The organism is Nocardia sp. NPDC055321 (assembly GCF_053645575.1).
Window position 1 is genome coordinate 1 of record NZ_JBSHMS010000049.1, and the last position, 23,861, is coordinate 23,861.

The window sequence follows — 23,861 nt, forward strand, 5'->3', positions numbered from 1 at the left end:
CGCAGGAACTACCTGCGTGGCGATACCGTGGGTTCGACGACGGTCAGTTTCCGACGTATCGCCCGCGACGTGACGAGCACGATCCTTACAGCCGGTACGCCGGAGAGTGCGCTAGGTGCTGTGCTCGTGGATTTGCGGTCTGTCGGGCACCGCAGGAAGGGCGCGCGGACTAGCGAGGATTGAGAGCTAGCGCTGCCAACGCGATCACCGCCGGCTGCTCGGAGTGATCCGGTCCGCTCGGCGTCGGCCCCCATCCCACCCGCGACGGCTTGGCCCGTAACCCGCGCCCACGGTCGACGCCGCGTGCGGTGGAGCCAGGCAGAACCGGCTGGGGTAGATGACGGTCAATAGCGTTGGCTCCCTTTGAATAGGAGTCAATTCGACGCAAAAACTGAGCCGCAGCCGTTCGAGAACGGCTGCGGCTCAGTTTCCGACACCAGACGGTCAGGCTGCCGCCGCCGGGGCGACCGCGCGCACGGCGTCAAGGATCGACGCGACCACGGCGTCCGGCTGGGAGACGGACAGCGCGTGCGAGGCGCCCGGCACCTCGCGAGTGCCCTTGGCTCCGGCCCGAACGGCCATGAAGCGATGCAGGGCGACGGGGATGTTCAGGTCCGCGTCGCTGAAGACGAACCAGGAGGGTACCGACTTCCAAGCGGGAGTGGGCGCCTGCAGGCCCGCGGTCAGGGCGGCCTCGGTGACGGGGCGCTGGGTCGCGCTCATCACCGCGGCCGTCGCCGTGGGTACATCGGCGGCGAACTGATGGTGGAACGTGTCGGGGCGGATGGCGAACTCGTTGCCGCCGTTTGCGATCGGATAGGCGGCGAGGGCCTCGCCCAGGGTGCCGCCGGGGAACTTCCCGGACAGTTCGAGCGCCGACTCCTCGTGATCGGGGGCGAACGCGCAGACATAGACGAGCGCGGCGACCTTGTCGTTGCCCGCGGCGGCCTCGGTGATGACCATGCCGCCGTAGGAATGACCAACGAGCACAACGGGTGTGCCGATGCTCGCGATCACGTCGCGGAGGTAGGCGGCGTCGACGGGCAGATCCCGCAGCGGGTTGGCGATGGCGATGGCGTCGACGGATCGGGCGTGCAGGCGTTCCACGACACCGGACCAGCTCGCGGACTCGGCGAAGGCGCCGTGTACGAGGACCACGGTGGGCTTCTGATGGGTCATCTCATTCTCTCTTCTCTGGGTGGGGTCGGAATCGGTGGTCAGTGCAGCGCGGCACGCAGGACGCGGACGGCCTGCTCGATCGCGGCGTCGGCGGCGGCAGTCCCGCGCACCGGGTTCAGCATCATGAAGTCGTGCAGTGTGCCGTTGTAGCGCGTGCTCGTGGTGCGCACGCCGGCCTCGATCAGCTTGCGGCCGTACGCTTCTCCTTCGTCGCGCAGGACGTCGTTCTCATCGACGATCAGGAAGGCCTCGGGCAGCCCGGCGAGGTCCTCGACGCTCGCCCGCAGCGGTGAGGCGGTGATCTCCGTACGCGAAGCCGGATCCGGCAGGTACGAGTCCCAGAACCACGCCATCGCCTTGGCGGTGAGGTAGGGACCCTCGGCGAACTCGAGATAGCTCGCGGTGTCCTGCCCGGCATCGGTGACCGGGTAATACAGCGATTGGTGGACGAATCGCACGTCACCGCGTCGCTTGGCCAGGATCGTCACCGCCGCGGTCATGTTGCCGCCCACCGAATCCCCGGCCACCGCGAGCCTCGACGCGTCGATACCCTCGCGCGCGCCGTGCTCGGTGATCCATCGCGCGGTGGCGTATGCCTGTTCGATCGCGACCGGGTAGCGGGCTTCTGGCGAACGGTCGTACTCCACGAAGACGACCGCCGCGCGCGCTCCCACCGCCAGCTCCCGTATCAGACGGTCGTGGGTGCCGGCGTTGCCGAGTACCCAGCCGCCGCCGTGGATGTACAGGATCGCGGGCAGATTCCCCTCCGCGTCAACGGGTTCGACGATCCGGACCCGAACGTCGCCGATATCGGCCGGCACGGTGATCCACCTGTCGCGCACGGGGAGCTTCTCGATCGGCGCGGCCTGCAGGTCGTCGAGGACGCCCCGCGCGCCCTCGACTCCGAGTTCGTAGAGGAACGGTGGGCCGGCGGTGGCGGCGGCGAACTTCCGCGCCACCGGTTCCAGGATGGGTTCGGTCATCGGTGTGCCTTTCTGTACTGTGCTGAAACCAAGGACCGCGCGGACCCCGACTTCCGTGACGGTGTGACTCGAACACGTTGCCCGGCTGATGGTTTCGCGACGTTAGCGTCGTCGACGAGGAGCTGTTCCAGGTCCGCCACGGCCCCATCGCGAGCGGCGTCGCGGAATGCGCCGAGCAACCGGCCCAGTGACTCTCGGCGCACCGGCTCCCGGCGCGGCCCCACCATGTGCGCCCGGGCACGCCGGCCGAGCTGGCGGGCATTGGCCTCGCTGATGCTCAAGCGCTGCGCGATGTCGCGGAACGGGTAATCGAACGCCTCACGCAGCACGAACACGGCCCGCTCGTTCGGCGAAAGCCGTTGCAGCAGAATCGCGATCGCTCGCTCCAGATCGGCCGAGTGCTCGATCACCTGCGCCGGGTCCTCGACGACGATCACCTGTCCCGGCAGCCAGTCATCGACCGGTATCTCCCGGCGCGCCCGGGCAGAGCCGACAGCGTTGAGGGTGAGCCTGGTGGTGATCGTCACCAGGAACGCGACCCGATCCCGGACCACCGCTCGATCGGTCCGCTGCCAGCGCAACCACACCTCCTGCACGACGTCTTCGGCATCGGCTGCGCGGCCCAGCATGTGATAGGCGATCCCGAACAGCCGCGGCCGCAGATCCTGGAAGTCCGCGACATAGCCGGTTGTCCCCGGAGACAGCGGATCCGGCGACGAACCCGGTTCGGACGTGACGGTGAGAGTGCTCGACGGGCCCATCGGGTCGTCCTTTCGTTTGACCTCGCCCGCCATCCGGCTCGGCGATCGCAAGGGGCGGCGCGGCGCCGCACATCCACCGTCGTTCCGCACGGGGTCTGTTCGCGCCCTTGGCAATCCCTGGCGAACCCCCGGGGATCCCGGGCCGGGGACACGTGCCCGGCACCCCCGGGCACGTGCGGCCGACGCGGGTGGGCCGCTCGCCGATGCTGTCGAACTCCTCATGTCGGATCACGGGTGGCGCCGAGCGCCCGGCCCCGGGTGGATGTCAAACTGTCAGCCTTCGGGTCGCGTGACCATGACGGCCATCGCGACCCTCGATCTACGAACAGGGCGTCTATGAGCACAAGTCGGCATGATGGGAAGCCAACCGTCTGCCTCACCTTCGACTTCGACGCGCTCAGCGGCTGGGTGGCCGAATCGCAGAACCCCGCCGATGTCTCGCGGGGTGAGTTCGCGGCCGTCGCGGTTCCGCGCGTCCTGGATCTGCTGGACCGGCACGGAATCAAGGCGACGTTCTTCATCCCGGGCCACACCGCGCTCGCCTATCCGCGCCAGGTACTCGATATCCAGCGCCGGGGACACGAGATCGGCCATCACGGATGGGCGCATGAGTCGGCCGGCGATTTCGACATCGACACCCAGCGCGAGGTTCTGGCCAAGGGCTTCGACGCCCTGCAGAAAGTCACCGGTGAACGCCCGGTCGGCTACCGGGCGCCACGAGGTAGCTACAGCCAGGACACGATCGGCCTGCTGCTGGAGAGCGGCGTCCGGTACAACTCACACTTCAGCGCCTCGGACTTCCACCCGTACTACCTTCGGCTCGGCGACAAGTGGTCGGCGACCGATCGCTACACCTTCGGGAAAACCGTCGACCTGGTCGAGATGCCTTTCGCCTGGCACCTGGACGATTTCGTGCACTTCGAGTTCTACGGCGGGTTCAATTCCGTCATGAATCCACCGTCCGCGGTCCGTGAGGTCTGGCAGGAGGAATTCGACTACGCCTACGAGAACGAGCCGGGCGCGGTCGTGGTGCTGTGCATGCATCCCGAGGTCATCGGGCGGGGTTCGCGCATCCGGATGCTCGACTCTCTCATCGGCTACATGGCCGGCAGGCCCGGTGTCACTTTCGCCAGGATGAGTGACTACGCGGCCGCGTGGGCCGCCGACAACCCGGTCGACGCATGGCTGGCCTCGGACTCCCCATTGGTTCCGCATCCGTTCGAGGGCTGAGGTTCGCCCGGCGAGCACAGCGAATAGTGCTGTCCTGCTGCGGCTTTCGTTCCCTGCTGGGGATCGCCTCGCGGCGCGGGTCCTGGGCCCGCGAGCCGGGGGGTTTGCCCGGCGATAGCATCATGGGCGGGCACTCCGATCACGGCGGCCTTTTCGGAGATGGTGACGGCGGTGGTGATGTCGGGCAACGATCCGCTGCGCGCACTGCGTGGCCGACGGGCTGAAAGCGAACGCCTGAATCGACTGCTCGCCGATGCCAGGGCCGGGCGCAGTCAGGTCCTGGTGCTACGGGGTGAGGCGGGGATCGGCAAGTCCGCGCTGCTGGATCACCTGGTGGGGAGCGCACAGGGCTGGCGGGTCGTGCGCGCCGCCGGGGTCGAATCCCATATGGAGTTGGCCTTCGCCGGCCTGCATCAGCTGTGCGCGCCGATGATGGCACAGCTCGACCGGCTTCCCGGCCCGCAACGCGAAGCGCTCGCCGTCGCTTTCGGCCTGCGCGCGGGACCGGCGCCGGACCGCTTCCTGGTCGGCCTGGCGGTCCTGACCCTGCTGGCGGAGGTGGCCGAGGAGCAGCCGCTGATCTGCGTGATCGACGACGCGCAATGGCTCGATCAGGTATCCGCGCAGACCCTGGCGTTCGTGGCGCGCAGGCTGCTCGCCGAACGAGTGGCGCTCGTGTTCGCCGTGCGCGATACACCCGCCGATCGTGGGGCGGGTCCACTCGCCGGCCTGCCGGACCACGTGCTTCGCGGCCTGCGCGACGGCGACGCGCGCGCGGTGCTCGAATCGGCCATCCCCGCGCGGCTCGATGAGCGCGTCACGGACCGGATCATCGCCGAAGCGCATGGAAATCCGCTGGCGCTGTTGGAGTTACCGCGCGGGATGACGGCGGCGGAACTGGCCGGAGGGTTCGGGCGGCCCGATTCGCAGCCGCTGACAAGTCAGATCGAGCAGAGCTTCGTGCGACGTATCGCCGAGCTTCCGGCCGCCGCTCAACTGCTCCTGCTCGCCGCGGCGGCGGATCCGGTCGGCGACGCGCTGCTCGTGCGGCGCGCGGCGGAACGACTCGGCATCGGCGTCGACGCGACCACTGCGGTCGAGTCCGCGGGATTGATCGAATTCGGTGCGCGGGTGCGATTTCGGCATCCGCTGGTGCGCTCGGCGGCCTATCGCACCGCGAATTCGCGCGATCGCCGCGCGGTGCACCTCGTCCTCGCCGAGCTGACGGATCCGGATACCGACCCCGATCGCCGCGCCTGGCATCGAGCCACCGCGGCGGTGGAACCGGATGAGACGGTCGCCGATGAATTGGAGCGTTCGGCGGTTCGCGCGCAGGCCCGCGGCGGACTGGCCGCGGCCGCCGCGTTCCTGCGCCGTGCGACGAGCCTGACACCCGACCTGGCGCGGCGCGGAACGCGAGCGCTCGCGGCCGCGCGGGCGGCATTCGAGGCAGGGGCGCCCGACACCGCCCTCGAGCTGCTCAACGCGGCCGAAATGGGGTTGCTCGACGAGCTCGAGCGTGCACGCCTGACCCAGCTGCGCGGGCGAATCGTGCTGGCGCGCAAGCGCGGCGGCGATGCACTGCCGCTGTTGCTCGACGCCGCGCGCCGCCTCGAAGCGCTGGATGTGGACCAGTCTCGCGAGACCTACCTGGAGGCCCTCGGGTCCGCGATCTACGCGAGCCGCCTGCACAGCGCCGATGCGCTGAGCGCGGTGGCTCGGGCGGCCCAGGCGGCGCCGCACGGACGACGAACGCGTCGACTGGTCGACGTGCTCCTCGATGTCCTGGCAACGCGTTTCGCCGAGGGCTACACCGTCGGCGTGGCCACGCTCATGCGCGAGCTCTCGGCGTTCAGCGCGGAGACCGCCGGTGACGAGGACGTCATGCGCTGGCATTGGCTGGCATCGCAGGCCGCGATCGAGATGTGGGACGAGGGGACCTGGCACGAACTGACCACCCATGCGGTGCGCGCGGCCCGTCAGACCGGAGCACTCAACTTTCTGCCGCAGGCACTGACCAACCGCGCGGCGGTGCACCTGCATGCCGGGGAGTTCGACGTGGCCGCAGCCCTGGTCGAGGAATCCGAATCGATCACCAGGGTGACAGGCAATGCCCCGCTCGGCTACACGGGACTGCTACTCGCCGCATGGCGCGGTGCGGATGACCGGTCGGCGACGGTGATCCAGACAACGGTCGACTGTGCAACCACCTGGGGCGAGGGACGGGCGATCGGCCAGGGCCACTACGCGCTCGCGGTGTTGTACAACGGGCTGGGCCGCTATCGGCAGGCATGCGACAGCGCGGAAAAAGCTTGCGAGCACGACGATCTGGGAGTCTTCGGACCTGCGCTGGTGGAGCTGGTGGAGTCCGCCGCCCGCTCCGGTTCTCGTGCGAGCGCCGAGACCGCCCTGCGGCAACTCGAGGAGCGTGTTGCAGCCAGTGGGACGGACTGGGCGCTGGGTGTACTGGCCCGTTCCCGGGCATTGCTCAGCGCGGGCGAATCCGCCGACCTGCTCTACCGTGAGGCGATCGATCGCCTCGGGCGCGGCCGGATCGTGGTCCAGCTCGCCCGTGCCCATCTGGTGTACGGCGAATGGCTACGGGGTGAGAACCGGCGCGAGGAGGCCCGTGCGCGGTTGCGCACCGCCCACGAGATGCTGAATCGCTTCGGCGCTACCGGTTTCGCCGAGCGTGCCAGGCGTGAGCTCAGTGAAACAGGGGAGTCGGTACGTCAGCGTTCCAGCGATGTACGCGAGGTACTGACCACCCAGGAAGCCCAGATCGCCAAACTCGCCCGTGACGGCCTGACGAACACCGAGATCGGCGCCGAACTGTTCATCAGTGCCCGCACCGTCGAATGGCACCTGCGCAAGGTGTTCGGCAAACTCGACATCGCCTCGCGCAGAGAACTCCGCGCTGCGCTCGAGGACTGACGAGGTGCTCCACCGCGAGACGCGGGGAGTAGAAGGCACCCGGCGACGGGTGGGACCAGACACGCTCTGCTTGACGCATACTCCGCGAGCCGTCTGAAACCCGGTGTTCCGCGTTCTTACCTCGTGACTCGGCCGGGTGCCTTCGGAAACAAGGACCGCACCGTATCCGCATATGTGACAGCGCTGCCCGTGCGCGGCCGCACCGTCGCGGCCACGAGTGATTACCAGAGTTGGCCGCCGGGCCGAACCACGATGTCGTTGATGGCGATCCGGCGGTCGCGCGTGACGATGTACGAGACCGAATCCGCGATGTCCTCCGGGAGCATTCGATCGGGCCGGGCCGCCGAGTCCGAAATCCCGTCCCCATCCGCCACCATGCCCGACGACACCACGCTGACCCGCACGCCCTCGGTGTGCAGCTCCTGACGCAGCGACTCGGTGAACCCGTTGAGACCGAACATGGTCAGGTGATAGACGCTGCCCGCGGGTCTGGCCACTCGTCCGGCGACCGAGCCCACGTTCACCAGATCCGCCACCCGCCGCGGCGAGGTCGCGGCCGCGTCGATCAGGTAGGGCACGGCGGCATGTGTGACATGCAGGAGGCCAGACACATTGAGCGAGACCATGTGATCCCATTCCTCGATCGGTGTGTGAAGAGCGGTCTCCAACACCATCGTGGCGGCACTGTTCACCACCACGTCCAGGCGCCCCAGCCGGTCACGGGCGTCCTCGACGGCCCGGTAGGCCTCGGCGGGGGTGGTGAGATCGGCTTCGACGGTCACCGCACGTCCACCCAGAGCCGTCAGGTGGTCCGCGACCCTGGTCAGGCGATCACCGCGCCGAGCGACCAAGGCGACGGTGGCGCCCTCTCGGACCAGGCGATACGCGGTCGCCGCCCCGACGCCGCCGGCGGCTCCGGTGACGAGCGCGACGGCTCCGTGCAACGGCCGATCTGACATCACTGCCTCATTTCCCTGGGTCGAGGACGCCCGGCGCGATGAACCGGTGCAATCAGACTCGGGGATACCCAGGATCGCGCGCCCCAGGGAGTTCCACTGGTTCCCGAATACCAGGGGATCGAATCCGCCCCGACGACGGTCACGGCCCGTCAGGCGCCCTGCGGCAGAGCTCCGCGCAGCTGCCGGCGGGAGGTGACCTTCAGCTTCGCGAAGATCTTGCGCAGGTGCCATTCGACGGTGCGCGGGCTCAGGAACAACCGGGCGCCGACCTCCGGATTGGACAGACCCTCGCCGACCAGCATCGCGATCTGCCTCTCCTGCGGGGTCAACTCCTCGGCAGTGACCTCGACCGTCCGCTTCTGGATCTTCTCGCCGCTGGCGAGCAGTTCGCGGCGTGCCCGCTCGGCGAACGCCGCCATACCGATCGCGTCGAACAGCTCGTAGGCCGTGCGTAGCTCACGACGGGCGTCGACTCGCCGCGACTGCCTGCGCAGCCATTCGCCGTAGAGCAGATGCGCGCGCGCCGCCTCCGGGCGCAGAAGCGTGCGCCCGAGGGTTTCGACGGCTTCGCGGTAGTGGGCTTCCGCCGCGGCGCCGTCGACGAGGAGCGCCCGGCATCTGGCCAGAATCCCTCGCGCCCAGTCGGTTTCGGCGGTATCCGCGGCCTCCGCCAGACGCTCCATGGCAGCGTTCGCGGCGTTGTCGTCGCCGACCCGCACCGCCGCCTCGATGAGCTCGGGCAATACCCACACCGAGACGACCAGCTGGGCGATCTGTGTGCTGGCCAGAGCCGCGGCCAGCGCGTCGTGGTAGCGGGACAGGCCGTTGTACAGGATCGCGGCCGCCCACTGCGCGGTGGTGACGCCGGTCAACTGGCCGTCGGCACGGGTCTGTTCGATGGTGGCGGCGATCAGCGCGGCCGCCTCGGACTCCCTGCCCTGCATGGCCGTCAGGATCAGCGTCGTGTACGGCGCGAGCGGGACCCCTGTCGCGGCCGCGATCCCCTCGGATTCGGCGACGATCCCCGCCGCCGCGGTGAAGTCGCCGATGAGCGAGGTCGCCGCCCCCAGCGATGCGAGATACAGCGGCAGCTCGGACAGGATTCCCGCGGTGCGCACCACTTCGGCAGCGCGAGTATAGGTTTCGAGCATGACCTGCTCGTCCCATACGGCCGGGCTCAATCCGCAGGCGGCCCAGCCCCACTTGAGCAGGTCCGCGGCGGGCAAGTCCACGAGTGCGTCCATCGCCCGGCGCAACGGGCCGATCGCTGTGCCCCGGCCCGCCGTGCCCAGCACCGCGCACCCCTCGAGGACCAGATCAATGGGGCGCGGATTCACCTGCGGGACAGGAAGTTCGCGAATCACCTCGGAGATGGCGGTGAGGTTCGCGGTGTCGGCCGCTCCCCACGCCGCCGCTCCCCACGCCAGCAGATAGGTCTCGCGGGCGAGATCGCGGTCGAACGGTTCCAGCCGTCGCGCCGCTGCCAGCAGCATCGGTGGCGCCTGATCGTTGAACCCGGCCGCCTGTGCGATTCGGCCGCGCACCAGATGCCCTCGCGCACGCAGCAATTCGCTGGTCGACTCCGCATCGACGAGATCGACCAGCTCACGCGCGATATCGAGGTCACCGGCGCGGGCGCTGGCCTCGGCGGCCGCCACCGCGCGCTCGGCCCGCCGGTCCGCATCGGCGGTCAGGGCCACCGAACGCTGCAAAAACGCGGCCGAGGCAGCCAGACCTCCTCGGGCCTGCGCCCGATCGGCGGAACGCTCCAATTCCGCGGCGACGGCCTCGTCAGGTACCACGGTCGCCGAGGCCAGATGCCAGGCCCGGCGGTCCGGATCGAGCCGTGGGTCGGTGACTTCGGCCAGTGCTCGATGCACTGAGCGCCGATCCTCGTCTCCGGCGGTGCGATACACCGCCGAGCGGACGAGCGGATGCCGGAAGGTGACACGAACGTCGAAGGACACCAGCGCATCGGTCTGCTCGTCGAGCGCCGCCGCGGGGGTGACTCCGAGCTGCTCGGCGGCCCGCCACACCAGCGTGGGATCACCGACCGGCTCGGCGGCCGCGATCAACAGCAGCAGCCTGCTCTGCGCGGACAACTCTTCGATACGCGTCACGAAGCTCTGTTCGACGCGGCCGGGGACACTGTCGGCCGGCAGCAGCCCGAACCCGCCCGCCAGTTGGGTGACGGTCTGCTCGCGAGGTAGCTCGAGCAGCGCGAGCGGATTCCCCCTGGCCTCGGCCACGATCCGATCGCGGATGCGGAGGTCGAGGCGCGTCGGGGTCGCGGCGTCGAGCAGGGACCGGGCATCGGTCTCGTGCAGTCCGGCGACCTCCAGTTCCGGCAGGCCGAGCAGGTCCTGGGTCCACCGGCGGGTTGCGAAGACCATGGCGACCGATTCGGCCAGCAGTCGCCGGGCAACGAAACCGAGCACCTGAGCCGAGGCCTTGTCCATCCATTGCGCGTCGTCGATGACACACAGCACCGGGCTGCTCTCGGACGTGTCCGAGAGCAGGCTCAGCACACCCAGACCGACCAGGAATCGTTCCGGCGGAGTGCCCGCGCGCATGCCGAACACCGTCTCGAGGGCGTGGCGTTGCGGCTCGGGAAGCGTTGCCAGCCGGTCCAGTAGTGGTGCGCACAACTGGTGCAGGGTTGCGAATGCCAGCTCCATCTCCGACTCGACGCCGACCGCCCGCACAATGCGCAGACCTGTCGCCGCATCCTGCGCGTAGTCCAGCAGCGCTGACTTCCCGACCCCGGCCACGCCGTGAACCACGAGCACTCGGCTCTCACCCGTTCGGGCCGCCGCGATCATCTGGTCCAGGGCAGCCGATTCCGGCCCTCGTCCGACCAGCTCGACTCGACCCCGACTCGTCACCTTCGCCTGCCTTCACCACGGTAGATCCGAGCTGGTCGATCCCAGCAATCACAGGGTGATCATCCTGTCTCGAAATGTTCCAATATGGAAGTGCCGCTCGTCACCGGGTCGGCGCTGCCGCCCGGAGGACGGTCGTCGCGATACCGGACGGTTGCAGAGCGTCGAAGTCCGCGGGCTTGGTAGGCGCCAGCACGACGGTGGGTCCGGCGGCGTCCCACAGTGGCCCCGCCGCCCAGAGCGGCACGGTTGCCAGGGTCGCTATCGCCACGGTGATCAGGACTATCGCCCAACGAGGGTTACTGAACATCATTCTTCGTCTCCACGGTCTCCGGTCGCAGCGCCGGAGCGGTGCCGCGATGGTTACCAGAGTTGCTCGCCCGCACGGTGGTTCGCGCCCGGGACTCCCCCTGGCCACACCCTGGTCGGTGAACACGTGGTGCCCGCGGGGAGTTCATGTCACGTCCTGACCACGACGCGAACGCGGTACTCGAATGCGCTGCGTGATGGTCAGCTATCCGGCCTGAGACACCCGATTCATCCAATGGAACAGCGTCTTTCGACACGCTGCTGCCATTGACAAGATCATGGTTCCCGATGGAACCACCGGTGCCGGACCGGCTCGGTGTCACCCGGACCGCTCACCCGCCGAAGATGACCGACACGATCGAGAACAGGAACAGCAGCACGAACAGCGCGACCGGGATGCCCACGATCGCCAGGGCGATGAGCACCAGGGGTCGGCGCAGCAAAGGCTTGCCCGGGTCCATCGGGCGGCCCGGGCCGCCGGGGATCGGGGCGGGCAGGGCGGCGATCGCCTTGTGCCCGGAGATGTTGGTGAGCATCGTGAACGGGTTGATGAACAGCGACAGCATGCCCCACCAGCCCAGGATCAGACTCTGTTCGGTCATGCTGCGGGAGGTCGCCAGGCCGCAGTCCCGGCAGAAGGGTCCGGGGCGGCGCAGGAACTGCATGAAGATGACGAAGGCGCGGTGCCCGCGCAGGTCGACGTGGACCGCGGGCGTGGAACCGCAGTACCGGCAGTAGATTCCGTTCGCGGCCGAGACCGGGGTCGGCATCGCCGTTGGAAACTGTTGCGGTGCAAACGAACCCTGTGTCTGTCCGGTGAACTGATCGTGCATCGCACGCCCCCTCGTGTGTGATCCCCGTCGCGCCGATCGCGCGTGGCGCACGCTATCGCCGTCGCGCGGTCGATGGCAACTTCGCCGACCGCCGTGGATCGGCGAACACCGCCTCACCTGCCGAATTCCCCGGAAGTGTCGGCATCGGATAATCTCGTTCTGCCTCATCGGTCCAACAGTGCGCCGATGAGTCGAGCGCAGTTGACGAGCCTCGGCGACGTCACCTGAGTTTGATCGGAGCCCGCTTGTATCAGCGTGCCCTCGGGACGGTGGACCACGTGTCCGTCGTCTTCTTCGGCGTGGCCATGTGCCCGCCGGCCCTCCCGAGAATCCGACCGACCGCGCGCATCGGTGTCGACACGGTGCTCACCTCTCCACCGTCGAACTCTCGAGGAAGAACCCTCCCATGACAATCCCGGCACCCACCCGCGCGATCGACATCCTGCTCGTCGAGGACGATCCCGGCGACGAACTGATGACGCGAGAAGCGTTCGAGGACAACAAGATAGGCAACACCCTCCACGTGGCGCGCGACGGCCAGGAGGCATTGGACTTCCTCTACCGGCAGGGCGAACACGCACAGGCCGTGCGACCCGACCTGATCCTGCTGGACCTGAACCTGCCGAAATACGACGGCCGGCAGATCCTGGAGCGGATCAAATCCGATCCGGACCTCAGCCACATCCCGGTCGTGGTGCTGACCACCTCGGCGGCGGAGGAGGACGTGCTGCGCAGCTACCGCCTGCACGCCAACGCCTATGTGACCAAGCCCGTCGACCTCGACCAGTTCATTGCCGCGATCAAGCACATCGACGAGTTCTTCGTGCAGGTCGTCCGCCTGCCCCGGCAATCGTGACCACTACCGCGTCGCCTACTCTCCTGACTGCATTTCGACTTCACGGGTCGCTCGGCCCGCACACACTGGAACGGTGACCGATATGGAACAGGTGACCCCGCACGAGGACGCGGTGGAGCAGGTCGTCGCGCCCGAGGGCGTCGCCGAGGCCGAAGCCGTGATCGGAACGGGAACCCCGCAGTCCATCGGCAGTTTCCGGTTCTGGTTCGCCGACCAGCGCTGGGAGTGGTCGGACGAAGTCGCCGCCATGCACGGCTACGCGCCCGGTGAGGTCGAGCCGACCACCACGCTGCTGCTCGCGCATCAGCATCCCGAGGACCGCGACCGGGTCGAGGGCGCCATCACGAGCATGATCGACAACGGCGAGCCGTTCTCCAGCAGGCACCGGATCATCGACACCGCCGGCGACGAGCACGAAGTGATCGCCGTGGCCGATCTGTTCGCCGACGACGAGGGCGCGGTGCTCGGCACGGCCGGCTACTACATCGAGATCACCGACATGGTGCAGGGTGAGGCCGAGGACGCTCCCGCCGAGTTCTACGAGGGCCGGGAGACGATCGAACAGGCCAAGGGCGCGCTCATGCTCGTCTACGGTTTGACCCCCGATCAGGCGTTCCGGTTGCTCCGGTGGCGTTCGCAGGAGACGAACGTCAAGCTCCGCACCCTGGCCGCCCAGCTGGTGGCCGAGTTCCGCCCACTCAGCAACGAACTGCCGCACTTCCGCACGCGGTTCGATCACCGGCTGCTGACGCTGCACGAGCGCATCGGGTCCGACTGATTCACGAGGCCCTGCTCACCGGCCAATCCGCGGGTAGCCGCAGCCACGCGCCGATCATCCGGACCGCGGTGAGCAGGGCCTGGATCTCGTCGAATCCGGATGCCACCGCCTCGCGGCGGCCGTCGATCCGGAACCGGCAGACGAAGTACGGCTGGTCGAGTGCCCTTGTGGGCCTAGCGATTTCGACCGCCAAGGGCTCGCCGTCGTTGATCAGGATGCGGAACGCCACGACCTCCCCGCCGTGCGATTCCGGGGTCCGGTCGGGAGCCGGTCGCCGGCTCGGCGCCGCGGGAAATTCCGTCGTGGACGAGTCGAGGACCGTGAAATCGTGGCCCGCGGTGTTGGCGCGGGACAGCACCGCACCGACTTCCAGGAGCGCGTTGTACAGCGCGCCGATCGCGTCGACCCCCGTGACGGTGTACTCGCCCAGCCCTTCGATGCGAAATCCCGACACGCCCGCGCCGCCGACATCGTCTGCGGGCATACCCATTTCGATCAGCACGGTGCTGTCACCGTCGGCGACGGTCCGTCTCGCGATGATCTCTCCGACCTGAACGCCCACCGCGCAACGCACCTCCCATTCCTGCCGACCATCCCTCGTGCCACGTCGCCGCGTGGAGCCGGCGACATGATCGCGGTACCCGCTGATCGCGATCTCAATCCCCCGTCCGCGGACATATCCACCGCGGTCCGTACGCGGCGACCAATCGCGGCGGTCCCCGTCGACACATAGTCGGGGCACGGCAGACCGGGGCCGGTAGTGAATCGGCGGCGAGTGTTCAGGTGACCGGTGACGACTCACCCGAGGACGCCGTCCCGCATAGTTCTGCCAGGGCATCCGCCAGATCGCGCAGAACCCGTGTGCCGGGCGGTATCGGGGTATCGGCCCATCCCGGTCCGGCGGGACATATCCGAGCCGAACCGGTCGCGACCACCAGCGCCGGATCGGCGGTGTCCGTGCTCTGCGACCACAGCACGACCGTGCTGCGGCGGCGCCGTCGCGTCAGTGCCGCCGCTAAGGCCGACGCGGGGAGCGAAGCGCCGAGCATGTCGGCGTGCACACCCTTCTCGGCGAGGGCGGCACGCAGTATTTCCAGTGGCAGAGTGTGGAATTCGCCGGGGGCGCAGGCGAGGATGACGGCCCCGTGCGCCACGCGGTCGGGTGCGGGCGAGACGCGGTGCAGGGCGGTGACGATCGCCCAGGACAGCAGGTGTTCGACGTCGATGCAATCCTCGCCGAGCCCCTGGCGGGCGATGATCGCCGCGAACGCCGGACGGCACAGGTCATCCCAGGCTCTGACGACACCGTGCTCGCGAAGCCGCGATTCGAGCAGTCCCATCACCCGCGGTGAGTCCAGGTGGAACGCGGCGTCGAGCAGCGCTTCGATGCCGTCGGCGGGTTGCGCGGGCGGGCGGGCCGGGATGACCGCCCTGGCCGCGCTCGCCGGGCTCGCGCCCGCGCGCACCAGGGCGAGCATGCGCGCGGCGACCTCGATGTCGGCGCGTGAGTACAGCCGGTGTCTGCCGGAGCGATACTGCTGCGGGCCGATGCCGTAGCGCTGATTCCAGCTGCGCAGGGTCGCGACGGGCATGCCGAGTTGCTCGGCCACCACCCCGACGGGATACGCCTCCTGATCGCGGACTCCGGCCACGACGGCATCTCCTTCCCGCTGTGCGCTGCCCGATCGGCCCGGCGGCGCTCGAGGACGATTATCGCTCCGGGCCTAGGTCCGATGCGTTCGCAGGGCGTAGCGGCGTTCGGCGTAGGCGAGGTCGTCCCGCCACAGCCTGGTGGCCGCATGGTTCATCAGCGGCCGCAACAGTGGCAGCGCCGTGCGCGCGTACCGGAAGCCCGGGCGGTCCGAACTCGCGATGGTCGTCTCCACCACCGCCGTGCGGGCGCGGCCGTCGGGCCCGGAACCCAGTGGGGTGGCGTGGGTTTCGACCACGCTTCCCGCTCCCTCGCCCGCGACGATGCGCATGACGATGGTGCGCGGGTCCGGGCAGGTGAACTCGGCCTGCACCGGAACCCCGAGCCGGCGGGTCACCCGGAAGGTCACCGCCAGCACGAATCGGTGGTTCTCCTCGGTGATCCCGTCCCGGGGCGGGGTTCGGGTCACCTCGAGATGGGCGAAGGAGTAGGGGTGGAACCAGGAGCCGTGCCAGGGATCGAGGCGGTTGGCGATGATGTCGCGCGGTTCGCACACGCCGACCAGCCTGGTCACCGCGTGCACCGTGGTATCGGCCGGTCGGTCACCCAGAATCGGTGCGTCCGTGGGTGATTCGCCGCCGAGTGCGTCCATGCGCACCCAGGCCAAAACGCCGTCGTCGTGGGCCGGGTAGGGGCACCACCGGGAGGCGTCGCCGCCCGGCCCGACCCGCATGCCGTGCCAGCGGCAGATCAGCGCGTCGTTCTCCACCTCCGCCGTCGCCATCGGAGCACCCAGGTGCGGGCAGGCTCCGGGCCCGGCGAGCAGGACGCCCGCGTCGTCGCGCCAGAGCACGACCTCCTTTCCCCCGATCTTGACGCCGTACGGGCGCGATCCGGTGATCGCGGTGCTGGCGGCGACCGCGTACCAGTTGCCCGAGGGGCGCTGCTGGGACCAGCGCAGGGCCGCGGAGATCAGCCCGGGATCCGCGTCCCCGAACGTGGGCTCCTGCCGCGACCACTTCTCCGGTGAGAACCGTTGCAGCGGGGACTTCGCGGTCAGGTTGACGAGCTCGGCGCGAATACTCATCGGACGGTGTGCCTTTCGCGTGTGGCGAGTCGGCGCAGGAGTGCCGAGCGTCCCTGCGCGGGGACCGAGTGCAGGGTGTGCCCGGCCGCGTTCCAGCCGCGCAGCAGCGCGTTGGCCGCCATCCAGCCGGTGGTGGCGGCCCGTTCCATCAGCGCGACCGGCAGATCGGCGCGAATGCCGTCTCCGGCCAGCATCAGTCGCGGGTGCGGGGTCGTCACGCCCGGGCGGTCGGCGAAATCGCCCGGGGAGAATCGCGGGCAGTCCTGCCGCCAGAGCATCGACTCCCCCACGATGGTCGCCGCCGCGGTCTCGGGGTAGATCGTGTGCAGGCGCGCCAGCAGCCGCTCGCGCACCGCGGCGCGTTCGGCCGGTGCGGGGATCTCGTCGGCGACCGCGTAGGCGTGCAGCTCCACGACGCTGCCGCCGGTGGCCCCGGCCCACTTTCCGGCCTGCTGTTCGTAGCGGTCGACCACGCTGATGTTGTCGAGGGGATCCAGCCCGCCGGTGCCGAGGAAGCACGTACGGTCCGGGCGCACCGGCCGATCCAGCCAGAGCCGCTGCACCGCGAAGGCGGGTGCGACGGCGGTGGCCGCGACCCGTGCGCGCCAGGGTGCGTCGCCCAGATCCGGGGACGATTCGACCAGCCGTCGCAGCCCGGTGTTGTCGGTGGCCAGCACGACCGCGTCGACGCGCCGGGTCGCGCCGGTGTCGTCGGTGAGCCGGAACCCGTCGCCGTCGGGGTCGATGCGCTCGACGGCGACGCAGCGGTCCACCCGGGCCTCGCCCGGACGGGCCGGTGTGGGCGGCCCGGTCAGGTAGTCCTCGAGCGGGGTCCACAGGCTGACGTCGAAGTTGTCGCGCGCCACGTCGAAGACCAGGCCCTCGCTCGAGCCGAGGAAGTAGATGTGGAACATCGCCGCCAGTTCGGCCGCGGACATCCGCCGGGGCTCGATGAAGAAGCTGCGCGAGAACACCTCGAATGCCAAGTGCCGCGCGGACTCCGGGAAGTTGATCTCGCGCAGGAAGGTGTCGGCGTCGAGGTGATCGATCCACTCGTAGATACCCGGCACCGACACCGCCGCCAGGGGTGCGGCCGCGCGCGGATCCATGCGGATCAGGTCGCGGACGCGGAAGGTGGGGCTGCGCAGGGCGAATGCGAGCGCGTTCCAGGGTGGCGTGCGCGGCAGGCCGCGGAAGGTGTCGCGGCGGCCCCGGGCGTCGATCAGCGGATAGTCGTCGAGCCTGCGCAGCCGCTGCAGACCGGGATCGGTGCGCCCCAGCAGTTTTCGCAGGTTGTAGTACTGCGCGAAGAAGGCGTGGAAGCCGCGGTTCATCCCGACCTCGGTGCCGTCGGGCAGCTGCTCGTTCCACGCGCCGACCCGGCCACCAAGATAGCGTTCGCGCTCGATGAGCTCGACCCGGCATCCGCGTTCGGTCAGTCCGGTCGCCGCCGCCAGACCCGCGATACCCGCGCCGATCACGGCCACGCGCGGTGCGGGGCCGAGCCGGGTGAGATCGGAATGGCCCGGCGTCGCGGGATAGCGCACCCGCCGCCGATCGCGTCCGTAGCCGTCCGGGGCCGTCATCGCCGGCCGCCGATCTGGCGTTGCCGGGCGCGTTCCCAGCCCAGCAGGACCGCGGTGATCAGGGCGAATCCGAACAAGTAGTCCTCCACCGGGATGTCCCACGGGAACCGTAGTCCGAGAATGTGTTCCGGGTTGTACACCACGATCGGGGTCGGGCCGGCGGTGAGCAGGCCGTCGACCAGGACCTGGAAGCTCAGCACGATCAGCATCGTGATCCAGTACGCCGGACGCCGGAACAGGCCGGTGCGCAATAGCTTCGACTCGATCAGGCACACCGCCACGACCGCGGCGATCGCGGGCAGCGTGTATCCCACGCCGGTGATATTCATTGCCGCACCGCCTTTTCCGCACGGCCGAGGCGACGGCGCGCGAGGTCCAGCAGGTTCTCGACCGCGACGAAGGTGAGCAGCCCGCACAGCGGCACGACGAGGAAGAACAGCAGTTCCTCGAGCGGCATCGACCCGGGCAGCAGCACCCCGAGGGTGAAGCGGGGATCGAAGTCCCACACACCGGCGGCGATCGCGATCAGATCCCAGACCACGAACAACGCCGCGGCCGGCCACAGCGCGCCGAGCAGCAGTCGCGGCCGCCGGTAGACGCCGGGACCGAGGAACTCCAGCGGCGCGGTCACGACGAGACAGCCCACCAGGATCAGCAGATAGTGCCAGTGCTCCATCGCCATCACCCGCGCTCGGACGGGTCGGGGGCGCCGACCGGTGGTGCCGGGAGCCGTCCCGTCCCTTCGGCCGGATGGGCGCGGCGCGCTCGCCACGCGCGCACGAAACCCGCTGTGCCGACCCGTATCCGGCGGCCGGTGCCGACCGTGGCCCGCCGCCCGAACACCTCGAAATCGGCGGCCTCGATGCGATCGAGGATCTCCCCGTACAGAACGGCGGCGGTCTCCACGCAGGGTCGTGATCGCGGCGCGAGCAGCTGGGTCCCGGCGCGTGCGTAGGCGTAGATATCGCGGGTGTTGGCGACCTGTTCGGCCAGCGCGCTCCGGACCCGAGGATCGACGCGGCCGCAGTCGCGGCACCAGCGCAGCAGGTCCCGGTCCACACCGTGGGCGGCGAGTTCGTCGGCGGGCAGATACACCCGGTCGCGTGCGAGATCCTCGTCCACATCGCGCAGGAAGTTGGTGAGCTGGAAGGCTTTTCCGAGGGCCGCCGCGTACGGTGTCGCCGCGGCCACCGATTCGACGGTGCCCAGCACCGGCAGCAGCTGTACGCCGATCACCTCGGCCGAGCCGTAGACGTAGCGGTCCAGGGCCGCGCGGTTCGGATAGTCGGTGATCGAGAGATCCATGCGCATCGAGGTCAGGAACGCCTCGAACAGGTCCGGGGGAATCCGGTAGGCCCGCGCGGTGTGCAGGACGGCGGCGAGCACGGGATCGCCGCCGGCGTCGGCCGCGCCGAATTGCCCGGCGAGCGTGTCCAATCTGCTGCCGCGCTCGGCCGGGGTCAGCGCCGGATCGAACTCGTCGAGGATGTCGTCGGCCCGCCGGGCGAAGCCGTAGAGGGCGTGTACGGCGGGCCGCTGATCCGGTGCGAGGAGCCGGGTGGCGAGGAAGAAGGTCTTGCCGTGGGCGGCGTTGAGCTCCCGGCAGCGCAGGTACGACTCGCGCAGGCCCGGATCGGTGATCCCGGCGGCGTCGAGTTCGGCGCGCGTCATCGCGACGTCCCGGCGGTGGCGTCACCCGCGGTGGCGACGTGTCGATTCCGTTCGCGGTGCCCGGTGACGCGGTCCGCGGCGAGACGTCCGGAGATCAGGACCGGCGGAATTCCCACCCCGGGCACCGTCGACCCGCCCGCGAGCACGACGTTCTCGAACCCGCGAATCATGTTGGCGGGCCGGAACGGACCGGTTTGGCTGAAGGTGTGTGCGAGGGCGAAGGGGCTGCCCGCCAGCATGTCCCGGCGCGCCCAATCGGCCGGGGTGACGACCCGGAGCACCTCGGCGTCGCGCAGATCGGTGGACAGCCTGGCACGGGCGAGGTCGAGAACCTCCTCCGCGTACTCGTCGCGCCGGGTCTCCCAATCGATATGCCCTCGTTGGAGGTTGGGCACGGGGGCCAGGACGTACAGCAGGTCGCGACCCGCAGGGGCCAGACCCGGATCGCTCGCCGTCGGTCGCGTCACCAGCAGCGAGGGATCGGACATGACCCTGCCCTGCTCGATGATCTCGGCGAACGCGCTGTGCCAGGCGTCGCCGAACAGCAGGCTGTGATGGGGAATTCGCGTGTTCTGCTCGCACGCGACGTGCAGCACCACCGCCGACGGCGCGGGCCGCACGGCGAGCGGGCGGCGCGAGCGATGACCGAGAAGTTCGTAGGTGCGGTGCCGTTCGGTCGTCAATACGACCGCGTCACAGGCGATCCGCTCACCCTGATCGGTGTGCACGGCGATCACGCGTCCGCCCGTGCGCTCGAGCTCGCTCACGTTCGCGCCGTATCGGAAACGCACACCGGCGGATTCGGCGGCGTCGGCGAGTGCGACGGGCACCGCGCGCATGCCGCCGCGCGGGAACCAGACCCCGGACATCGTGTCCATGTAGGCGATCACCGCGTACGCCGCCAGCGCTCGATCGGGTGCGACACCGGCGTAGAGCGATTGGAAGGTGAACACCCGCCGCAGGGTCGGGTCGGTGATGAACTCGCCGACCTTGCGGTCCCAGCGCCGGAATCCGCCCAGAGCGGTCAGCCCGGCCAGCGCCGGGATCGACATCGACAGCGGCGAATCGAAATTCGCGGCCACGAACCGGTCGAACTCGGTCGCGTACAGGCGGGTCAGCCAGTCCCGCAGGCGCCGGTAGCCCGCGGCCTGTTCGGCGCCCGCGAAGTCGGTGATCGAGCCGACCATCCGCTCCTCGTCGCTGTGCACGTCGAGGGTGCGCCCGTCCGCGAATCGAGCCCGGTAGGCGGGATCGACGGGCATCAGGTCGAGGCGGTCAGTCATCCGCTCGCCCACCGCGGCGAAGAGTTCCTCGAGCAGGCCCGGCATCGTCAGCACGGTCGGGCCGGTGTCGATGCGATAGCCGTTCAGGTCCAGCCTGCCCATGCGCCCGCCCGGGACCGGTTCCCGTTCGAGCACGGTCACCGTGCGGCCGCGCGCGGCCAGGTGTATCGCGGTCGACAGGCCCGCCAGGCCGGCCCCCACCACCACGATGTGATCGCTGCGTCCCGTGACCGTGCGCATCGGACTTCCTCTCGTCACAACTGCCGGGCACTGCACAGCAGCGCCATATGTTCCAGTGCCGCTTGCCTATCCGAGCCGAGCGCGCAATCACGCAGTGCGTGCACGGCGTCGCGGACCCGGTCGGCGATCATGTCCTCGATGCGGTCGGGTGCACCCGATGCCGCGATGAGCGTGCGGCAGCGCTCGATCGCGGCGGCGTCGAGCTCCGGCCGATCCACCAGGTCCGAGAGCTCGTGGCGGGCGCTGCCCGCGCTCATGTCGAGCGCGGCGACCACCACGCTGGTGGCCTTGTGCTGGCCGAGGTCGCTGTCCTGCGGTTTACCGGTGACCGAGTCCGCCCCGAAGATCCCGAGCAGATCGTCACGCAGTTGGAACGCCTCGCCGATCAGGGTTCCGTAGTGCCCGAGGCAGGTCAGCATCGTCTCGCTCGCACCGGCGAGTGCGGCGCCCAGCTCGAGCGGCCGGCGCACGGTGTAGTTGCCCGACTTGGCGCGCGCGATGTCGACCACGGTGTCCAGGCTCGGTCGCTCGCGGACGTCGTTGGCCAGGTCCGCGAACTGGCCCACCGCCAGCTCGATTCGCATCGCGTCGTACCGGGGCCACAGTCGCGCCAGCGCGTCGGCGCCGACGCCGCTCTCGCGCAGCATCTGCTCGGACCAGACCAGGCACATATCCCCGAGCAGTGTCGCGGCCGAGGTCCCGAAGCCCGGTACCGCTCCGGCCCGGCCGCCGAATCGGGCGTTGAGCCGGACGTGGGCGGCGTCGGATCCGCGGCGCAGCACGGCGTCGTCCATGACGTCGTCCTGCAGCAGTGCGAAGGCGTGCAGGAGTTCCAGGCTGGCCGCGGCACGCACGGCGGCGGCATCGGGCGCCGCGGCGCAGAGCCAGCCCAGGTACATGAATCCCGAGCGCAGGCATTTGCCGCCGACGGCGTATTGCGCGAGGACCTCGTCCACGCCGGCGGCGGACAGCTCCTTCACCCGGGTCTGGCGCAGGAAGTCGGTGAGCTCGCCGAGTACCCGGGCTCGGGTGTCGGTGTGCCAGTTCGCGAATCCCACGGATAGATCGGGTGGCCCCGCATCGAGCGGGGTCCGGGCGGGATCGAAGGATACGGTGCTCATCGGGCCATACCGTTTCGTGAGGCCGGAACGCCTGTCCGGGATGGGTTCTCGTGCAGGTCGGTGAGTACGTTCGACACCACCGCGAGCGGTGCGGTCGCGCTCATCTCACGACCCACTCTCGCGGCGGCGGAACGGAATTCGGGCGAGTTTAGGACTCTGTCGACCGCGGCCGCGATGACGGCGGGCGTGGGGTGGGCGGTGCGGAGATCGATGCCCGCGCCGGTGTACGCCACCCGGGCCGCGACCTCGGGTTTGTCGGCGGTCTCGCCCGCGACGATCACCGGGACGCCGTGCCGAAGTGCCTGCTGCACACCGCCGTAGCCGCCGTTGGTGATCATGACGTCCACGTGCGGCAGCAGTTGGTCGTAGGGCACGAAGTCGGTGATCCGGGCGTTCGCCGGGACGGGCACGGCGGGCATCGGCGAACCGCCGGTGCTCACCACCACGGCGCAGTCCTCGCGTCCGCTCAGTGCCGTCAGCGATGGGGCGATCAGCTGTCCGAGGTCACTGTTGTTCCAGGTCCCCTGCGTCACGTGGACTATCGTCCGGGCGGACGGGCGGTCCCACGGGCTGGGCGGATGTACGCCGGCGGTCGGGAGCGGGCCGGTGAAGATGACCGAATCGGGCAGGTCGCCGCGCGGGTACTCGAAGCCGGGGACCGTGAACTGGAGCAGCCGATCGGCCAGCAGCGGCCAATCGAGGAGATATCCGGGCGCGGGTCCCGCGCCGAGCACATCGAGGATGGAATCGAGCCTGCGCTGGGTGCCGCGGAACAGCACCCGTCGGACGAACCGGTTCATCGCCGTGTAGTCGCGGCCCTTGTGCGGTTGCCATCCCATGCCGAACGGGGGTGTGTCGGCGCTCGAGAGCATCAGCGGGACGACGCCGCAGGCCACTACGGCCGGGCGCGGCCGCCGCGCGAGCAGAAGCGGGATCGCCCCGGTGAACATCACGTCGACCAGGACCGCGTCGACGTGGGCGCCGTCCAGTTCGCGGCGCAGTGCCCGGTACTGGCCGGCGATCGGGTCCAGGAAACCCGCGCGCAGTTCGGCGTTGCCGTTGCGCCACTTGCGGAGCAGTCCGGGTGCGGGTTCGCGGGCCACGTCGTTCACCGACACCGCGGCGTCGGCGGGCAGTGCCGAGCAGGAAATATCCTGGGCCGCCACCGTTTCCAGGAAGCTCTCGCCGGTGAGGAAGCGCACCTGATGACCGCGTCGGGCCAGATCCGCGGCGACGGTCAGCATGGGCGCGACATGGCCCGGGATCGGACTCGCCGCCACGAGATATCGAGCCATGCCGAGAACTCCTCCGCTGGTCAGATCCCTATCGGGCCGACCCGTCGCACCGCCGGTCGGGTCGAGACAGGTGACCGGCACTGAGGCGGGCTGACCCCGTCATGCGTCCGTTCGAGTGCGTGTGCGGACGATGGTACCCCAATCGATGCATATTCGATGCACGACGCATCTGTCCGGTTGGTGTGGATTCGTGTCGATACCGACAGTAACTGTGAGTTTGCTG

At 69.5% G+C, this 23,861-nt stretch carries 21 protein-coding genes; 4 read left to right on the plus strand and 17 right to left on the minus strand.

Annotated elements, in window-relative coordinates:
• Positions 1-444 precede the first annotated feature (444 nt).
• The 3 genes from ACWIGI_RS40025 to ACWIGI_RS40035 are packed head-to-tail and all read right to left on the minus strand — an operon-like array spanning position 445 to position 2,956.
• Complete coding sequence (locus ACWIGI_RS40025) at positions 445-1,179, minus strand: alpha/beta fold hydrolase (protein WP_454208877.1); 735 nt, start codon at positions 1,177-1,179, stop codon at positions 445-447.
• Positions 1,180-1,217: 38 nt separating this feature from the next.
• Complete coding sequence (locus ACWIGI_RS40030) at positions 1,218-2,162, minus strand: alpha/beta hydrolase (protein ID WP_454208878.1); 945 nt, start codon at positions 2,160-2,162, stop codon at positions 1,218-1,220.
• Positions 2,159-2,956, minus strand: coding sequence for a sigma-70 family RNA polymerase sigma factor (locus ACWIGI_RS40035; protein ID WP_454208879.1), 798 nt, complete (start codon positions 2,954-2,956; stop codon positions 2,159-2,161). The genes ACWIGI_RS40030 and ACWIGI_RS40035 overlap by 4 nt, the downstream gene beginning before the upstream one ends.
• Before the next feature lie 303 nt (positions 2,957-3,259).
• On the opposite strand from ACWIGI_RS40035, the gene ACWIGI_RS40040 reads away from it, so the two are divergent.
• Entirely contained in the window at positions 3,260-4,153 is an 894-nt protein-coding gene (locus ACWIGI_RS40040; protein WP_454208880.1) for a polysaccharide deacetylase family protein, read from the plus strand.
• Positions 4,154-4,330: 177 nt separating this feature from the next.
• Positions 4,331-7,087: an AAA family ATPase gene (locus tag ACWIGI_RS40045; protein WP_454208881.1), complete on the plus strand. Its 2,757-nt coding sequence runs from the start codon at positions 4,331-4,333 to the stop codon at positions 7,085-7,087.
• Between the two features lie 221 nt (positions 7,088-7,308).
• On the opposite strand, the gene ACWIGI_RS40050 is transcribed toward ACWIGI_RS40045, so the two are convergent.
• From ACWIGI_RS40050 to ACWIGI_RS40065, 4 genes are all read right to left on the minus strand, one after another.
• Positions 7,309-8,046 (minus strand): SDR family oxidoreductase, encoded by a 738-nt coding sequence (locus ACWIGI_RS40050; protein WP_454208882.1) that lies wholly within the window; start codon positions 8,044-8,046, stop codon positions 7,309-7,311.
• A 149-nt stretch (positions 8,047-8,195) separates the two neighbouring features.
• On the minus strand, positions 8,196-10,931 hold the full coding sequence (locus ACWIGI_RS40055) for an ATP-binding protein (protein WP_454208883.1): 2,736 nt from the start codon (positions 10,929-10,931) through the stop codon (positions 8,196-8,198).
• 100 nt (positions 10,932-11,031) lie between these two features.
• A complete protein-coding gene (locus ACWIGI_RS40060; RefSeq protein ID WP_454208885.1) occupies positions 11,032-11,241 on the minus strand; it encodes a hypothetical protein in 210 nt (69 codons plus the stop codon).
• A 328-nt stretch (positions 11,242-11,569) separates the two neighbouring features.
• Entirely contained in the window at positions 11,570-12,007 is a 438-nt protein-coding gene (locus ACWIGI_RS40065) for a hypothetical protein (protein WP_454208887.1), read from the minus strand.
• A gap of 469 nt (positions 12,008-12,476) precedes the next feature.
• Between ACWIGI_RS40065 and ACWIGI_RS40070 the strand changes: the two genes are divergently transcribed.
• A complete protein-coding gene (locus tag ACWIGI_RS40070; protein WP_454208888.1) occupies positions 12,477-12,926 on the plus strand; it encodes a response regulator in 450 nt (149 codons plus the stop codon).
• A gap of 82 nt (positions 12,927-13,008) precedes the next feature.
• Positions 13,009-13,704: a PAS and ANTAR domain-containing protein gene (locus ACWIGI_RS40075; RefSeq protein ID WP_454208913.1), complete on the plus strand. Its 696-nt coding sequence runs from the start codon at positions 13,009-13,011 to the stop codon at positions 13,702-13,704.
• Between the two features lies 1 nt (position 13,705).
• Here the strand turns inward: ACWIGI_RS40075 and ACWIGI_RS40080 are convergent, their stop codons facing one another.
• The 10 genes from ACWIGI_RS40080 to ACWIGI_RS40125 form a co-directional block, all read right to left on the minus strand.
• A complete protein-coding gene (locus tag ACWIGI_RS40080; RefSeq protein ID WP_454208889.1) occupies positions 13,706-14,266 on the minus strand; it encodes a DUF6968 family protein in 561 nt (186 codons plus the stop codon).
• A 217-nt stretch (positions 14,267-14,483) separates the two neighbouring features.
• Positions 14,484-15,356 (minus strand): MerR family transcriptional regulator, encoded by an 873-nt coding sequence (locus ACWIGI_RS40085; protein ID WP_454208890.1) that lies wholly within the window; start codon positions 15,354-15,356, stop codon positions 14,484-14,486.
• Between the two features lie 72 nt (positions 15,357-15,428).
• The gene (locus ACWIGI_RS40090) at positions 15,429-16,442 is read right to left on the minus strand and encodes a DUF5914 domain-containing protein (RefSeq protein WP_454208891.1); all 1,014 of its coding nucleotides are present in this window, start codon (positions 16,440-16,442) and stop codon (positions 15,429-15,431) included.
• Positions 16,439-18,028: an FAD-dependent oxidoreductase gene (locus ACWIGI_RS40095; protein WP_454208892.1), complete on the minus strand. Its 1,590-nt coding sequence runs from the start codon at positions 18,026-18,028 to the stop codon at positions 16,439-16,441. The genes ACWIGI_RS40090 and ACWIGI_RS40095 overlap by 4 nt, the downstream gene beginning before the upstream one ends.
• Entirely contained in the window at positions 18,025-18,351 is a 327-nt protein-coding gene (locus ACWIGI_RS40100) for a lycopene cyclase domain-containing protein (RefSeq protein WP_454208915.1), read from the minus strand. Before ACWIGI_RS40100 ends, ACWIGI_RS40095 begins: the two co-directional genes overlap by 4 nt.
• Before the next feature lie 2 nt (positions 18,352-18,353).
• Entirely contained in the window at positions 18,354-18,704 is a 351-nt protein-coding gene (locus tag ACWIGI_RS40105; RefSeq protein WP_454208893.1) for a lycopene cyclase domain-containing protein, read from the minus strand.
• Positions 18,705-18,709: 5 nt separating this feature from the next.
• Positions 18,710-19,699 carry a phytoene/squalene synthase family protein gene (locus ACWIGI_RS40110; RefSeq protein ID WP_454208894.1) on the minus strand — a complete coding sequence of 330 codons (990 nt, stop codon included), beginning with the start codon at positions 19,697-19,699 and terminating at the stop codon, positions 18,710-18,712.
• Positions 19,696-21,222, minus strand: a complete 1,527-nt coding sequence (crtI, locus tag ACWIGI_RS40115) for a phytoene desaturase family protein (RefSeq protein ID WP_454208895.1) — start codon at positions 21,220-21,222, stop codon at positions 19,696-19,698. The genes ACWIGI_RS40110 and crtI overlap by 4 nt, the downstream gene beginning before the upstream one ends.
• Before the next feature lie 14 nt (positions 21,223-21,236).
• Positions 21,237-22,343, minus strand: coding sequence for a polyprenyl synthetase family protein (locus tag ACWIGI_RS40120; protein WP_454208896.1), 1,107 nt, complete (start codon positions 22,341-22,343; stop codon positions 21,237-21,239).
• On the minus strand, positions 22,340-23,638 hold the full coding sequence (locus ACWIGI_RS40125) for a glycosyltransferase (RefSeq protein ID WP_454208897.1): 1,299 nt from the start codon (positions 23,636-23,638) through the stop codon (positions 22,340-22,342). Before ACWIGI_RS40125 ends, ACWIGI_RS40120 begins: the two co-directional genes overlap by 4 nt.
• Positions 23,639-23,861 lie beyond the last annotated feature (223 nt).